Origin of the sequence: Citrobacter sp. Ce119, assembly GCF_030334525.1 — a bacterium.
Taxonomy (GTDB): Bacteria; Pseudomonadota; Gammaproteobacteria; order Enterobacterales; family Enterobacteriaceae; genus Citrobacter; species Citrobacter europaeus.
The window spans coordinates 247,596-262,845 of record NZ_JAOWDR010000047.1; the positions used below are offsets into that span (position 1 = coordinate 247,596).

The following is a 15,250-nucleotide window of genomic DNA, read 5'->3' on the forward strand; positions in this document are numbered from 1 at the left end:
CAGCTATATCCATGGCGGCAATCTTTATTCTCATGATGGTAGGGGTATTATTTTTGCGAACTACATTAACGGTTTGAAGCGCAAGTGTAGATATTATTTATATTATAAATGGAGTTCTACAATGAATAAATTTTCTCTTTCTACAGCTGGTATTCTGGTCGCAGCGCTGTTAACCAGTGTCAGCGTCAATGCAGCAACTGATAACGCTAAAACTGAAGTGACTCCGAAAGGCATGAGCTGCCAGGAGTTTATTGATTTGAACCCGCAAACTATGGCTCCGGTGGCTTTCTGGGTGCTCAATGAAGACGAAGACTTCAAAGGTGGCGATTACGTAGACTATAACGAAACCGTGACGACTGCAGTTCCCCTGACCGTTGAACTTTGTAAAAAACATCCTCAGAGTGAATTAAGCAAAATAAAAGACGAAATCAAAAAAGAATTATCCAAATAAGATTAAGCAGTTATTAAAACCCAGCCAGAGTGCTGGGTTTTGCTATTCGTGACAATGTCACTTATTTGTTTTGTAATACTTAAGAAAACTTTATAAAGATATAAACTCCTGTGCCGATACTGGATAAAAGTTAGCCTTTTGCAGAAGGAGTTTGTATGGCCTGGTATCCTACTCGTATTTCAACGCGTTTAACCATCGGCGGCATTCTGCTGCTTGCAGTCACGAGCCTTGTGATAGTGGTGATTATGCTCTGGCGTGGTCAGCCGCGCGTCGTTGAAATCAACACCGCCCTGATCGAAGAAACAGGGCAAGGTTTAACCCGTCAATTGAGTACCGTATTGTCCAGAATTGAAGGCGAGACCGTCAGCCTGTCACGGCTGGCTGAGGTGCTGCCAAATGATGAATCTCTGTACCAAAACGTCGTTCCACATCTGATTGGTGAAGGTAAAGACTCGATTATCACCGGCGGCGGCATCTGGCCAGAACCTGATGCATTCACCGCTGGTGTAGAGAAAAGAAGCTTTTTCTGGGCGCGTAATGCTGAAGGAAAACTGGTGTATTCCAACGACTACAATGTCGAAGGATCAAGCGGATACCACAATGAAAGCTGGTATCAGCACGCCAAAGGGCAATCACAAAACAACTGCCTATGGTCTGATGTTTACCAGGATGCCAGTTCTGGCGTCAACATGGTGACATGCAGCGTGCCTTATCAACTGGCGGGCAAGTTTGCCGGGGTCGCCACCACCGACATTCGCCTGGATAATGTCGCTACTTTCATGCAGCAGCAGGGCAACAGCACCGGCGGCTACGCGTTTGTGGTAGACAAGCAGGGACAAATTCTCTATTTCCCGCAGGCCGACCTGGCAAAATATAAAACCATTAACGATCTGGCGCAAAGCGCGCAATGGCTTATCCCGGTGGAAAAGGGGCTGAAATCTCTGCGCCCGGCCGATGGGGTGAAGACGATTACGCTTGCAAACGACAACGTTCTGAATACGGCGTCACGGGTAATGCTGTTCCCGATGGCGGATACCGGTTGGGTTGTCGGTCTGGTGACACCTGAGTCGCGTATCGTCGGCCTTGCCAAAGTAATGATGCAGAACGTCCTGGAAGTATTAATCCCGATAATGACGTTGTTGCTGGTGGGATCCTGGCTGGTGGTTCGCCGACTGATTTCTCGTCTCGATGATACCCGTCAGGCTCTTGATGACATCGCGCAGGGCGAAGGCGATCTTACCCGTCGTCTGGATGTTCGCGGCAAAGATGAGATCTCTGCTATTGCCGAGGCGTTTAACCTGTTCGTCGATAAAATCTCAGCCATTTTGATCACCGTCAGAAGCAGTAGCACAGTGGTGGCGAATAACGCCGTTAGCCTGGCTGACAGTAATATGGAGCTTTCATCTCGCGTAACGCAGCAGGCTGCTGCTCTGGAAGAGAGTTCGGCGGCTATGGAGCAGTTAAATGCGACCGTTCATCAAAATGCCAGTAACACACAACTGGCGGATGAGCTATCCGACAGTACCGCGCAAACGGCAAACCGTTGCGGCGATGTGATGCAGGGCGTGATCTCTACGATGGATAACGTCAGCGCCTCATCCGGCAGAATGGTGGAAATTGTCGCGGTCATCGACAGCATTGCGTTCCAGACCAATATTCTCGCCCTGAATGCCGCGGTTGAAGCCGCCAGAGCGGGTGATGCTGGCAGAGGGTTTGCCGTCGTGGCCTCAGAAGTGCGCACGCTGGCTCAGCGCAGTGCCACTGCTGCCCAGGAAATTAAAGCGTTGATTGATGAATCCGTTTCTCATGTAGGTAGCGGAAGTCAGCAAATCCACACTGCCGGCGAACGTCTGGGAGAACTGGTGAGCAATGTGCGTCAGGTGCGCCAGTTGATGGGGGAAATACGCGTTGCGGGTGAAGAACAACGTAAGGGCGTTTCCGAAGTTACGCTGGCCGTTACCGAAATGGACAGCACCGTTCAGCAAAACGCCTCATTAATTGATGATGCCGCAGCACGGACGCAGGCACTGAAAGAGGAGGCGGAACAGTTGGCACTGCTGGTCTCATCCTTCAGATTGCCTGAGCCTGGCGTTGCCGGATAACCACACCCTATCCGGGTACAGGCAATGTGCCCGGATAACTCCAGTATAATGGCCCTTAAGCAAGATTTTCCGGTTTAACTCCCTTTTATTGTGCCTTATAAGGCTTTGAATCATTCCCTGCTTAACTCTATAATATTGGGTGTAAAGTCGTATTTATCCCAATAAGAGCCAATATTATGGATTTAACGCTAAATACTGCAGCCGATATCGTCAAACTACTTTGCGACAGGTTGCGTAAAGAACGACTCGCCCGGCAAATGACGCAGGCTGATGTTGCCGCGCGTTCAGGGGTCGGTGTGAATACCGTTTCGAATCTGGAAGCGGGGAAAAATGTAGGATTTGAGAATCTGGTCAAAGTCGCGATGGTGTTAGGCTATGGCGATGCGCTGGAGGGGTTATTCAAACCCAGGATTGATAGTCTCGATGATATTTTGCGTTACGAAAAGAGCGCGGCACGTCAGCGGATCAAAAGGAAAAACTCTGATGCCTGAGCAAGTTGATGTCTTCTATGAAGGCTGGGGTGAGAAATGGCTGTGGGGCAAACTGATGTCTTCCACAGCCCTGACCGGACGTCCGTTGATCGCCTTTGAATACAGTGAAGAGGCCTTACGTAAGGGGCTGGAACTGTCCCGACTGATGTTACCGCTGAACGGTCCCCGTTTACGCAGGGATTTCCCGGCTCATCAGTTGGGATTACCTGGGCCGGTCTATGATTCGCTACCTGATGGCTGGGGTATGCTGTTGATGGACCGACTATTTAAACGCCGCGGGCTCAACGCAGCACGCATCGGTCCATTGGAGCGCTTAACCTGGGTCGGCAACAACGCGATGGGCGCCATGACATTCCAGCCCGTTCAGTCAGATGTCGAGACGCTGTCAAAAGAGGATGTTCCTCTCGCACAACTGGCCGCGGAGGTTCAGGAAGTCCTGAGCGGGGAAGGCGGGGAATTCTTGCAAAAACTACTCCAGATGGGCGGTTCGCCACAGGGAGCAAGGCCTAAGGCGCTACTTTATCGTGACACTGTCACGTCTAAATTCACCACGGCGCCGCTACCCGGGAGCGAAAGCTGGCTGATTAAATTTCCCGCCAGGCATGAGCATGCTGAGGTATGTGCCATCGAAGCGGTTTATGCTGAATGCTTGCGCCAATGTGGGATCACCACGCCAGACACGGCGTATTTTAATCTGCCCGGCGGACAGGCTGCATTTGCCACTCGCCGTTTCGACCGTGACCAGTCGATACGTATTCCTATGCAGAGCCTGGCGGCACTTACCGGGGCAAATTACCAGATACCCGGCGCTTTAGACTACCGGGATTTTCTGCGCGCTACGCAGATTTGTACCAATGATGTCAGAGAAAAGGCAAAAGCGTTCGAACGCGTGGTTTTCAACGTGGCATTTAACAACCGCGACGATCATCCGAAGAATTTTGCCTATTTAATGTCAGCCGATGGAAACTGGACTCTGGCTCCGGCCTATGACGTCACCTGGTGTGAAGGGCCTGGTGGATATCACCAAATGGACGTACTGGGAGAGGCGCTGGATATCGAAAGAAAGCACCTTCTGTCGCTAGGCGTTCAGGAAGCTGAGTTATCTGCTGATCATGTGAACGGCATAATCGAAAAGGTCTGTCACTCTGCCACAGGATTGAGCGCTGTCGCCAGGGACAAATATTCCGATCAGATAACGCAATCCACGCTGAATACGATACAGAAACAAATTAATGATAATGTCCGCCGGTTAATGTCCCGGTGACGCAGATATAGCCGCTACACTTACCGGAGAATTAAAGCTGAGCGGGGCAATGTTATGGCTGAATTTGTCTTGGGTATGCTGGAACACACACCAGTTTGGGTGTATCTGTTGTTTGTCTTTCTGCTTTACCGGGGGATTAAAGCCAGAACGCCCGCCACCGTCACGCTGGAAAAACTGGCGCTAATCCCCGCTATTTTTCTGTTCTGGGATATCTACGATTTAATCACTTATCGCGATCCGACCCTCATTACCTATATCCAGTGGGTAATAGGTATTATCAGTGGCGCGATAATTGGCTACATGTTGATTAACCCCAGCCGTTTGAGTCGAGGTAGCGCACCGCGGAGTATTCACCGTCCGGCGGACTATTCCGCATTGCCGTTTATACTGCTGGCATTCAGCGTTAAGTACGTACTTGGCGTACTTAACGCCGTTTCCCCCGACGTTTTACGCCAGCCCGCAATGAGTGCCATGGCTATCATTACTGGCGGCATCTTCGCCGGTGTTTTTGTGGGGAAATTTAGCCGCTACGTGAGCGTCTGGCTCAGGCTTCGCGGTCAGGACAACCATTAGCGCCCCCAACGATTGCGAATGTAGGTCACGGCTTCCTGCGTTTGCGGCTGATTAAGGTAATCTTCGCGAAACAGAATTGTGCCATTAATGTGCGGTTCAGACTCGTTCAGATCGAGCTGTTTTTTCAGCTCCGGTACGCCGCCTTTGACCGTCCAGTCCGGCTCTTTTCGCGACGGTTCGCCGACTTTATACAGCGCCACCCCAATATACAGGCGGGTGTTGGTTGATTTGACGACATCAGCCCACCATTTTGCCAGTACATCGTAGCGCGCCGCGTCGCGGGCAAAAGGCCAGTACAGCTGCGGAGCGATGTAGTCCAGCAGACCTAGTTGCACCCAACGACGGGTGTCAGCATACGATTCATCATACGCTGCCGCGCCGCGCGTGTCGGAACCTGCCGGATCGTGCGAACGGTTGCGCCACACGCCCGCAGGACTGACGCCAAACTCGACTTCAGGTTTGAGTTTCTTGATGGTCCGCGAAACCTGGGCGATCAGTCGTTGCGTGTTATCGCGCCGCCAGTCCGCTTTGGAAGCGAATCCCTGGCCGTATCTTCTGAAGGTCTGAGTGTCGTTGAGCGCAGATCCGGGAGACTCGGTATAGAAGTAATCATCAAACTGCACGCCGTCAACCGGGTAATTCTCAACGACTTCAGCCACGATGCTGGTTATCCAGTCACGCACTTCGGGAATACCGGGATCTAACACAAAACGCTCACCCGAGGTGCGGATCCAGTCCCGGTGCAGGACATAAACGCTGGAGGGCGTCTGCGTCAGGGTATTGTTTAGTTCGGTGACCGTCGAAGGCCTGGTGTTCACGGACACACGGTAGGGGTTAAACCAGGCATGGACTTTCATGCCGCGTTTATGCGCTTCATCGAGCATAAACTGGAGCGGATCGTAACCCGGATCCTGACCAATCCTACCGGTCAGGGTATCTGACCATGGCAAGATTTTAGACTGCCACAACGCGGTGGCATCAGGTTTCACCTGGAAAAAAACGGTGTTAATACCAAGCCGCTTCAGGTTGTCCAGCTTGTCCGTCAGCGCTTTTTGCTGCTGGCTGATGCGAGCGGCAGGCGAACTGATGTTGACAGATGAAATCGGCGGCCAGTCCAGACGCGAAACCGTTGCCAGCCAGATACCACGCACCGGCTCCTTGCTTTGCTGTGGTTTACTCACCGGAGGCTGTGGCGTAATTCTGGAGCCGGGCGGTTGCGATGAACAACTGCCCAGTAGCAACATACTGCCTACCAGCAGCGCGAACCATTTCATGTTGGTTAGCGGCAGCCCGGCGCGGAAACGGGCGAGAACATTCGCCAGTTTTTTCTGATAATTTCCTGAAATAAAACCGGATGCTGACATCAGATTTTGCTCTTAATTCTTCTTGTTGCGGCTGTTAGCCCATGGGTCGAAGGCCGGTTCGGGGGTGTTGTTTGAGACCTGGTCATGCAGCGAATCAAGGTACAGCGCTTCGACTTCTGCCCGCGCCCACGGCGTACGGCGCAAAAACTTCAGACTGGATTTAACGCTCGGTTCATTTTTAAAGCAGTTGATATTAATGCGTTGCGCCAGTTCAGCCCAACCATAACGATCAACCAGGGCATTGACCTGCATTTCAAGCGTTACGCCATGTAATGGGTCTTTAGAAATATGAGCATTCATACGAAGTCCAGTTCAGTGGTTCCAGATTTTACGGGAAGAAGGTTACAAGAAAGCAAAGCTGCCAGCAATGGCATAAACCGGCATGGCGCGACAAGACGAGCACCCAACCGGCAATGGATGGATCAATACTCTTTAAAGGCCAGTTCCAGACGGGCAATCAACGGTTTAAACAGGTAACTCATCAGGGTTCGTTCACCGGTCTTGATCGTCACGCTGGCGGGCATTCCCGCTTTAATTTTGTAATCGCCCAGCAAACGCGCGCCCTCTGCTGAAACCTGTACTTCAGCAAGGTAGTAAGGCTGCTGTGTGGCCTCATCAATTAAACGATCCGCCGAGATGGTGAGAACCCGGGCCGGGACCGACGGTAACAGCGCGTGGTTAAGGGCAGGGAATAGCACATCAACGGTTAAACCGGGGACCAGTTTATCAATGGCGTGCACCGGTATTTTGGCATCGATTTGCATCGGTTGCCCGGCGGCAACGATATCCATTAAATGTTCTCCAGGCTGGATGACCCCGCCAACGGTACTGACTTTAACATCTAGCACGATGCCGTTAATCGGCGAGCGGATCTCGGTGTTATCCAGTTCATGACGCGTGGATACCAGTTCATCCTCCAGCATTGCCACCTCTTTTTGGTTTTCGGTCAGTTCAGACTCAACTTCACGTAAATATTGATGACGCACTTGGTAGGCTTTAATTTTTAATTCATTCTGCTGGGATTTCAGTTTGGCAATATTAAGTATATCTTCTGAAACGCTGCTGGATATTTCTGCTGCTTCGCGCTCAAGCACCAGTAACTGCGCTTTGGGGTAATAGTTTTTTTCACTCAGTGCGCGAATAGCACCCAGTTCCCGGTTAATCAGATTGAACTGGCGGTCGCGATAGCCTTTTATTTTATAAAGGTTATCCGTTTGTCCCACCAGGCCATCGAGCGTCTCCTGAATCATCGACAGTTCGTCCTGAATGGTCTTGCGGCGCGTATCGAAAAGTTTAGCCTGCAGATTTCTCACTTCCGCCAGCCGTTTATTGCCGGAGAACTGCTGCGTCAACGTCGTATTAAAGCCGATTGTTTCCAGACCATCGCGTTCTGCCAGCAGGCGGTCTTCAATACTTTTAGCAGAAATATACTGGGCGTTTAAGGCGCTGAAACGCATTTCGAGCTGCATTTTATCCAGCCGGACAAGAACCTGGTTTTTCTTCACCAGGTCGCCTTCTTTGATAAAGATATCCGTTACCCGACCGCCACTCAGGTGCTGAATAGTTTTGCGGTTACTCGATACGGTTACCGTGCCATCGGCGACCACGCCCGCATCTAACGGTGCTTGTACCGCCCAGAGGATAAAGCTGCCGACACCCAGCATAATGACGATCACGCCCCGAATAATCGGCGACCAGATATTGGTATCTACGCCAGCGGAGGCCGCGTTGTGGGGATTCTTTTTCATCATCAGGCCTCACGTTGCTGTTCAGTAGTGGATGGAGAAGGCGTAGCCACCGGTTTCAGTACGTTGGCCTGACGCAAATGGGCAAAAACCTGATCGCGGGTGCCAAACTCCTGTATAGCGCCATCGTTAAGCAGCAAAACTTTATTGACCACGCCGAGCAGCGTGGGTCGGTGCGAGATAATGACGGTAGTTTGTCCCTGCGTGCGCAGGGTATTGATGGCTTTAATGAGTGCGAATTCCCCCGCGTCGTCAAGATTGGCATTCGGTTCATCAAGCACGATAAACGCAGGGTTGTTGTAAACGGCGCGAGCCAGCCCGATACGCTGTCGCTGCCCGCCGGAGAGCTGGTACCCACCTGCGCCAAGCGGTGTGTCGTATCCTTGCGGCAAACGCAGAATCATCTCATGTACGCCGGCCAGCAGGGCGGCAGCGACGATAAGCTCACTGTCATTTGTGGTGAAACGGGCAATGTTTTGCGCGATGGTGCCGTCAAACAGTTCAACATCCTGCGGCAGATAGCCAATGGACGGACCCAGCAGTGCTTTATCCCACTGACAAATATCCGCCCCGTCTAATCTGACCTTTCCTGATAACGGCTTCCAGACGCCAACCAAAACCTTGGCCAGCGATGTCTTCCCTGAGGCAGAGGGACCGATAATCCCCAGCACTTCGCCTTGTTCCAACTGGAATGAGATATTACGCAATAGTGGGGAAGACTGACCGGGAGCCGCAGCAAAAACACCTTCAACGCTGATGTTGCCGTTCGGACGAGGCAGGGTCAGCACCTCTTTCGGTGCCGGATACTCTTTCAGCAGGTCAGAGAGCTGGTGCCAGGCGCTACGAAACTGCACAAACTGCTTCCAACTGCCGATCACCTGTTCTACCGGGTTGAGGACGCGGCCAAGAATAATCGACGCGGCAATCATCAGGCCCGGGGTAATATGGCCGCCGATCACCAGTAAAGCCCCAGCGCCCAGCGCAATCGACTGCAGCAACACCCGCACAAAGCGGCTGAGACTGCTTAACCCGGCCGTTTTGTCGGCAATCAGCGTTTGTAACGCCAGCACTTTGTTATGCTGTTCCTGCCAGTTGGACTTCAGGGTTGAGAGCATTCCCATCGCCTCAATGGCATCGGAGTTTTGTAGCTGTTTATTGAGTTTACTGGCATTGTTAATCGTTAAGGCGTGTGCTTGTTGAATAGGGCGCTTGGTAGCGATTTCCGAGACCAGCGTCAGAATGAATAATAACGTTATTCCACCGAGGGAGAGATAGCCCAGCAGAGGATGGACCAGAAAGGCGATGAACAGATATATCGGCGTCCAGGGAATATCCAACAGAGCGAACAGACTATTCCCGGAAAGAAACTGACGGAGCTGATCCAGTTCGGCTAAAGATTGCGCCGGGTTATTATCACCGGTAACCATCTTTCTTTTAAATGCCGCGTTAAAGACTAACTGGCTTAGCTTTATATCCAGCCGGTTGCCAAGCCTGACCATGACCTGCGCGCGGGCGGATTCAATCATGGCTATAACGATGTACAAGCCGACAATCAATAAGGTTAGCATTAACAGCGTGGTGGTATTTTTACTCACCAGCACGCGGTCGTATACTTGTAGCATATAAATTGCCGGCGCCAGCATAAGCATATTAATCACACAACTAAAAAACAGCAGCATCAGAAAAGTGGGTTTCGTTCCTTTTAATGCATCATTCAGTTCTGTTGGCGTATGCTGGCGCGACATAGTCTTCTCCTTATACGATCAATGAACTATTGCCATTGTTGCTGGCAAGGGTGGTGGGCATTTCCAGATAAAAGTCACCAATATTCACGGTGGTCGAATTGACGCCCACTAATGTGATGGTGTCAGTGCCGATAGTCACAATGGTGTTGCCATTGTTTCCGGTGATAGACACGCTGCTGGCAAAATTACCCGCGTTGATGCCTAACAAGACGAGATCGAGGAAGTCCTGGCCGCCGTTGGGGTTACTGTCAAAACCGGTGATCCGGTCCTGCCCAAAGTTAGCACCGAAGGCGAAGATATCGCTCCCGGCCCCTCCGTCAAGAATGTCGTTACCCTCCTGGCCATTGAGAATATCGTCGCCGCTACCGCCGGAGAGGGTATCCGCGCCCGCGCCGCCAATCATGACGTCGTTGCCGTTTCCGCCCTGCAGGTTATCAGCGCCATCTCCGCCATCGAGGAAGTCATTCCCGGTACCGCCAAACAACTGGTCATTACCTCCCATACCAAACAGATAGTCATTGCCGGAACCGCCCGTAATGGTGTTAGCAATGGCATTCCCGGTACCGATAAAACTGCCGCTGCCGGTAAAGACCAGTTCTTCCACGTTGTCAGTGAGGTCATAGCTGCTGAGGCCGGTACGCACAATGTCCGTACCGCCATTCACACCTTCAATAACCACATCACCGAAATCATCAACGATGTAGGTATCATCGCCCGCGCCGCCGGTCATACTGTCGGCGCCAAGACCACCATCAAGCGTGTCATTACCCGCATCCCCCTGCAGGATATCTTGCCCCGCCTGACCAGACAGACTGTCGTTACCCGCACCGCCCACGAGCAGATCGTCACCTGCGCCGCCCAACAAAGTGTCATTCCCACCTTCACCGCGCAGAATATCGCTCCATGCGGTACCGACGAGCGTGTTCGCGCCGTTGGTACCGACAATCAGATCGCCCACAGGCTGTGTGGTGGTCGAGGTCAGAACAACAGGGGGGTTGCCTTCATCGTCGACGACGGTAACCACCACCTGCAGCGTTCGACCGACCATGGCCTGGCCCGGCGTATAGGTCGCGGATGTCGCGCCGTTAATGTTGACGAATCCGGTTGGCGAACTCATTCTCCATTGATAGGTGAAATTACCGCCGCTCAGACCGTCTGCGTCCGCAATGCCCGAAACCACCGCGGTCAGCGTCAGACTTTCAGTCGGAGTGAGGTCATTAATTACCGGCGCACCGGTGGTGGCCTGATTTCTCGGCAGGATTGCCTGAGTTTGTGCCGACACCAGCGTTTCTGCGTCACCCATACGGTCGTTAAAACTGGCTACCACACGCAGCGGCGCGCCCTGAATAGCGCCAGGCACTCTGAACTCCGCACCGGTTGCCTGATCCCGCCATTGGCCGTTGACGAATGCCTGCCAGGTCATCGTGATGGCCACATCCGCTGCCAGCCCATTACCGTCCAGCAAATTCGCCACGTTGACGCGCAGCAGATCGCCCACCGAAGGGTTAGGATTGCTGATGGTGAGATCGCCCGTCGCTTGCTGCGCCGTCACCCACAACTGCTGAGCATCGCCAAACTCCAGTTTTTCGATGTTCAACAAACGATCAATGCCATCATTCAGGTTCAGCGCGGCATTGGGCGTAGCGTGATCGACACGCAGGCTACCGTCAGCCATGCGGGTGAAGACATAGTTGCTGCTGACATCACGGTACACTGCAACGTCGGTTTCCGTGCCGTTACCTTCATGCAGAATTTCGCGCACAATCGACAGTTGATTCGGTTTCAGCGTGCCGGCAAGCATGTACGACTTCAGTTCGGCCATGCCTTCGGCGCTGGTGAGTCCTGCCATACCGGTAACGGCAATACGCACGTTGAGCCACGCATCGCCATCAATAATATCGTTACCAGCTTTACCCATAATGCGGTCGCTACCGCCGCCGCCGAGTAAAATATCGCTACCATCATCAGGGTTCAGTAGCACCGCGTCCGGGTTAGCAGAACGTTCTACGCCGAGAATGGCCTGAAGCCCGTTGATCCGGTCTGCACCTTCCTGGGTCAGGTTGTTAGAGAGGGGAACACCCTGAACCGGGGCGGTTCCTATCGGCTGTTCCGTCCCGGTCAGGATATCGTCGTATTTCCAGCCCGACAGCCCCTCAACCAGGTCAAAACGATCGCGCAGAATAAATTCCTGCTGGTTAACGAAAATGGGGATCCCAAGATCAGAGTTAGCGCCGTTTGGGTCGCCTTTATGGATAGCCCAGTCGAAACCGGCCATACCATTATTACGCTGGATCCCCGCGCCCTGAACCATGATGTCGTCACCAGCTTCGCCATCGTAGTCGGTGTCGTTACCCTGACCGTTAAGGACATCGTGACCGATAATGGTACTGTTGAAGAACAGCTCAGAGTTATCACCCGCCAGCGTGTCAAACCCGTCGCCGCCTTCCAGCCAGTCATCGCCTTCGTTGCCCATCAGGAAATCACCACCCGAGCCGCCAAGCGCAAAGTCATTATCCTGACCCGAGAAGACCTCCTGCGCATCTTCACCGACCACCACGAAGTCGCTGCCGCTGCCGCCAAAGACCAGATCGTTGCCATTTCCGGAGAAAATAACGTCATGTCCGGCATCGCCGTGCAGGAAGTCAGCATCGCCAACGGGTGTACCGGTATCGGTAATAATGTCATCACCGTCACCGCCGTGGACCACATCGGCTTCGTCACCGCCGTCCAGTCGGTCATCTCCGCCATCGCCCCACAGGCTGTCGATCCCTTTACCGCCGATTAACGTATCGTTGCCTGCCGTTCCGCCAAGTACCACATGCCCATCACCGGTATATTTCAGATAACCACCGTCCGCAAAGCTATCGCCGTCAACATCCGCGCCAGGGTCGCGACGCACCAACAACGGCGAGAGCAGATCTTTCAGCGGATTACCCCATTTCGGGTCGATTTCCGTTTGCAGCACGCGGTTCACTTCAAAAATATGGTCCGGCGTCTGGAACAGGTTGGCGGGCAGGTGAGAGGAACCCTCCTCACCAAGATCGCTGTTACGCATTACCAGCGCGGAAAACGAGTTGGCCTCCAGTTCATTGAGTAAGTTCAACCCCTGAACGCGGCTCAGGTAGTAGAAACGATCGCCGTCCTGCAACATTTCCATTTGCGTTTCAAAAACAAAGTTGAAGGTTGAACCCAACATGCCGCCAAATTCATTTTTGCGCTCAGCCAGTCCGCCAATCCAGAAATCGACCATATTCAGGCCGGTTTCTTTCGTTGCCCACGCCCCAGTGCTATTAAAGAAATCCATTGCATCCGCAGGTGGGGCGTTATTGGCATCGCCAAACAGCAGGAAGTTAACCGCCGCGCGTTTACCTTCAAGGCTGGTGGCATTGAGGATCAGTTCATGCTGACCGTAAGCGGCCATAAAGTTAATAATAGAGGCCGGGTTTTTCAGGTAGGTGGTAAAGTCAGCCCAACTGGTATAGGGGCGTAGTTGGCTATCACCGCTTAATGCAAAAAACTGCTCGCGAGCCTGGTTCAGCGAAGGCATTGCCGTATCACGGCCACGGGCAATATTAAGCGCGCCTAAATCAAGGGGCAGGCCGATGAGATTATTACGCAGAGCATCGGTAATAAACTCATCAATTTCATTGCCCACCTGACGCGTCATACCACGCACAATCGCGCCGATGGCCTGGTCGTCAGTGACGGTGGCACCGTTGATTTCATTGAATGCCACAGGATTCAGGAACGCGGCTATCAGGCCGATATCGCCGCTTTGCATATCAATGTTGGTACGCGCCACGGTTTCTGTCAGCATTGAATGCCCGAAACGGTAAACCACGTGCGCAAACTCGGCAAAGATAAGGGGGTTAATATCCGCCGTGTTGGAGAAGACAAACGGATCGACGGCGGGTTGTACGGTACGTGCAAACTCCTCAAACACGAGGTGTTGGTACTGCATTTCCGTGGAGAAGCGACCGGCCTGGAATAAGTACTCGCCATTCCATACCAGAGTACTGGTATTGGCAGGCATCTCAGTGATTTGGTGATTCGGCATCAACCACTGGTTAATGAGGTCGATGTCGCCGGTTTCCAGCAGTGTGGTTTTATACTGTTCAACCAGGCGATTATGTTCGCTGTGAAAAACGGCATGCACAGCGGTTAAGCCAATGTTTTCATTACCACGCCCATCGCCGGTGATAAAGTGGCGGTCGAGCAGTTCGTTATCATAGGTTCCCGCAGGTTGCGCTCCTTCGCCGCCGATAGCACTGTCATCATCCGCCAGCAGGCCCGCTTTTGGCGCGGCAGTATGAGCAATATCATCCAGAAACGCGTGGCCGGTGCGGAACGTCTCCGCAGGTAACAGGCCGCCATTGGCTTCAACCAGGCCGTTGGTGGTCACAATCTGTACCTTCCCGTTTTCACTTAAAATCAAATTACCGTAGCGGTCCGTTGCCAGCAGAGGAACATTAAAAACATCCTGATCGGTGAGTTTTATACCCAGTAGAGTTTCAGCCTGATTTTTAACGTCAGCCCAGGTCGCCAGTCCTCCGTTAGCGCCGCCTAACAGATTTCCCGTTGGCTCGGGTTTACCGTCAATGATTACGTATTCGCGGATGAAAATCTGATGTGAAGGGTGGGAGGTGTAGGTCTGGTTTTGATCAATGAAAGGGGTTGTCAGGTTTACCGTCTCTCGGTTTTCGTTGACCGTCGCCCGGGTTAATAGCATAAAGTTTGTATCCGACCCCTCAACATATAATGGGTCGTCTGGCTGTAGCGGAATGAAAACAATACCGTTGCCACCTTTCGGTATCAAATCCAGACCGTGGTCGAAAAACTGACCAAAGAAGGTCATCCAGCCATTAAAAGCGGGGGAAAGTCCAATATCCGGAGACTGGTTGGGAATAGATAAGCTGCCTTCTCCTGTAATAGTACCACCACCAGGCGCATCTTTTAATGCGTTGAATACCTCCAGAGCCGCCGGGTTTGAAGCCGTCTGGTCCGAAATTAAGTTACTGATAATTCGCGGGTCAGCATCAATAACCATCCCGCCAATTTGGATATAACTGGTCATTTCATCCGCGTCTTGCCAGTTTAATGCGGTTAATCTTGGCATAGTCTGGTCGGCAGAGCCGTATAACTCTTGACCCGGTAAAAGGTTATTCCATGAACCATCCACCGTACGAAGGCCATAAGGTAATAGCGGACTGGAGACTAATTCTCGAAGCATTTCATCATTAACGCTACCATCCGCGTTAGTTGCCGCTTCGGATATTTTGATCTGCTTAAGAATAAAAGCCAGATCGTGCAGAGTGACAGTAAAGTCATATTGTGAGGCCATAAGTCATTACCCCTATCTTTACCTGTATTAGCTATCATCACTCTTTTCTTCTGCTTACAAAAGCGGACAGAAGAATGAGTCGCATCAGATATCTGATTGTTAGTACATGATTAAGCTCCGTATTTTAAAACACAAACGATATCCACGACCGGAATGGTGTTATTCTCCAGATAT

10 protein-coding genes are annotated in these 15,250 nt (G+C 52.2%); 5 read left to right on the forward strand and 5 right to left on the reverse strand.

Annotation, left to right across the window (positions count from 1 at the left end; genetic code table 11):
- Positions 1–121 precede the first annotated feature (121 nt).
- The 5 genes from hdeB to OGV80_RS09935 all read left to right on the forward strand — a co-directional run bounded on the left by hdeB (position 122) and on the right by OGV80_RS09935 (position 4,881).
- Positions 122–451 (forward strand): acid-activated periplasmic chaperone HdeB, encoded by a 330-nt coding sequence (hdeB, locus tag OGV80_RS09915; protein ID WP_043016321.1) that lies wholly within the window; start codon positions 122–124, stop codon positions 449–451.
- Between the two features lie 155 nt (positions 452–606).
- Positions 607–2,553: a methyl-accepting chemotaxis protein gene (locus OGV80_RS09920; protein WP_286514743.1), complete on the forward strand. Its 1,947-nt coding sequence runs from the start codon at positions 607–609 to the stop codon at positions 2,551–2,553.
- A 176-nt stretch (positions 2,554–2,729) separates the two neighbouring features.
- Positions 2,730–3,044 (forward strand): helix-turn-helix domain-containing protein, encoded by a 315-nt coding sequence (locus OGV80_RS09925; RefSeq protein WP_032943458.1) that lies wholly within the window; start codon positions 2,730–2,732, stop codon positions 3,042–3,044.
- Complete coding sequence (locus tag OGV80_RS09930; protein WP_286514746.1) at positions 3,037–4,308, forward strand: type II toxin-antitoxin system HipA family toxin; 1,272 nt, start codon at positions 3,037–3,039, stop codon at positions 4,306–4,308. The genes OGV80_RS09925 and OGV80_RS09930 overlap by 8 nt, the downstream gene beginning before the upstream one ends.
- Before the next feature lie 54 nt (positions 4,309–4,362).
- Entirely contained in the window at positions 4,363–4,881 is a 519-nt protein-coding gene (locus tag OGV80_RS09935; RefSeq protein WP_286514749.1) for a DUF6622 family protein, read from the forward strand.
- Here OGV80_RS09935 and OGV80_RS09940 read toward each other — a convergent pair.
- The 5 genes from OGV80_RS09940 to OGV80_RS09960 form a co-directional block, all read right to left on the reverse strand.
- Complete coding sequence (locus tag OGV80_RS09940) at positions 4,878–6,245, reverse strand: glycoside hydrolase family 10-like protein (RefSeq protein WP_286514752.1); 1,368 nt, start codon at positions 6,243–6,245, stop codon at positions 4,878–4,880. The two genes, OGV80_RS09935 and OGV80_RS09940, sit on opposite strands and share 4 nt — an antisense overlap.
- Before the next feature lie 12 nt (positions 6,246–6,257).
- Positions 6,258–6,545 carry a VF530 family protein gene (locus tag OGV80_RS09945; RefSeq protein ID WP_043016326.1) on the reverse strand — a complete coding sequence of 96 codons (288 nt, stop codon included), beginning with the start codon at positions 6,543–6,545 and terminating at the stop codon, positions 6,258–6,260.
- Between the two features lie 122 nt (positions 6,546–6,667).
- A complete protein-coding gene (locus OGV80_RS09950; RefSeq protein ID WP_170928000.1) occupies positions 6,668–7,996 on the reverse strand; it encodes an HlyD family type I secretion periplasmic adaptor subunit in 1,329 nt (442 codons plus the stop codon).
- Positions 7,996–9,735, reverse strand: coding sequence for a type I secretion system permease/ATPase (locus tag OGV80_RS09955; RefSeq protein WP_080625185.1), 1,740 nt, complete (start codon positions 9,733–9,735; stop codon positions 7,996–7,998). Before OGV80_RS09955 ends, OGV80_RS09950 begins: the two co-directional genes overlap by 1 nt.
- 10 nt (positions 9,736–9,745) lie before the next feature.
- Complete coding sequence (locus tag OGV80_RS09960; RefSeq protein WP_286514756.1) at positions 9,746–15,076, reverse strand: peroxidase family protein; 5,331 nt, start codon at positions 15,074–15,076, stop codon at positions 9,746–9,748.
- Between the last annotated feature and the right edge of the window lie 174 nt (positions 15,077–15,250).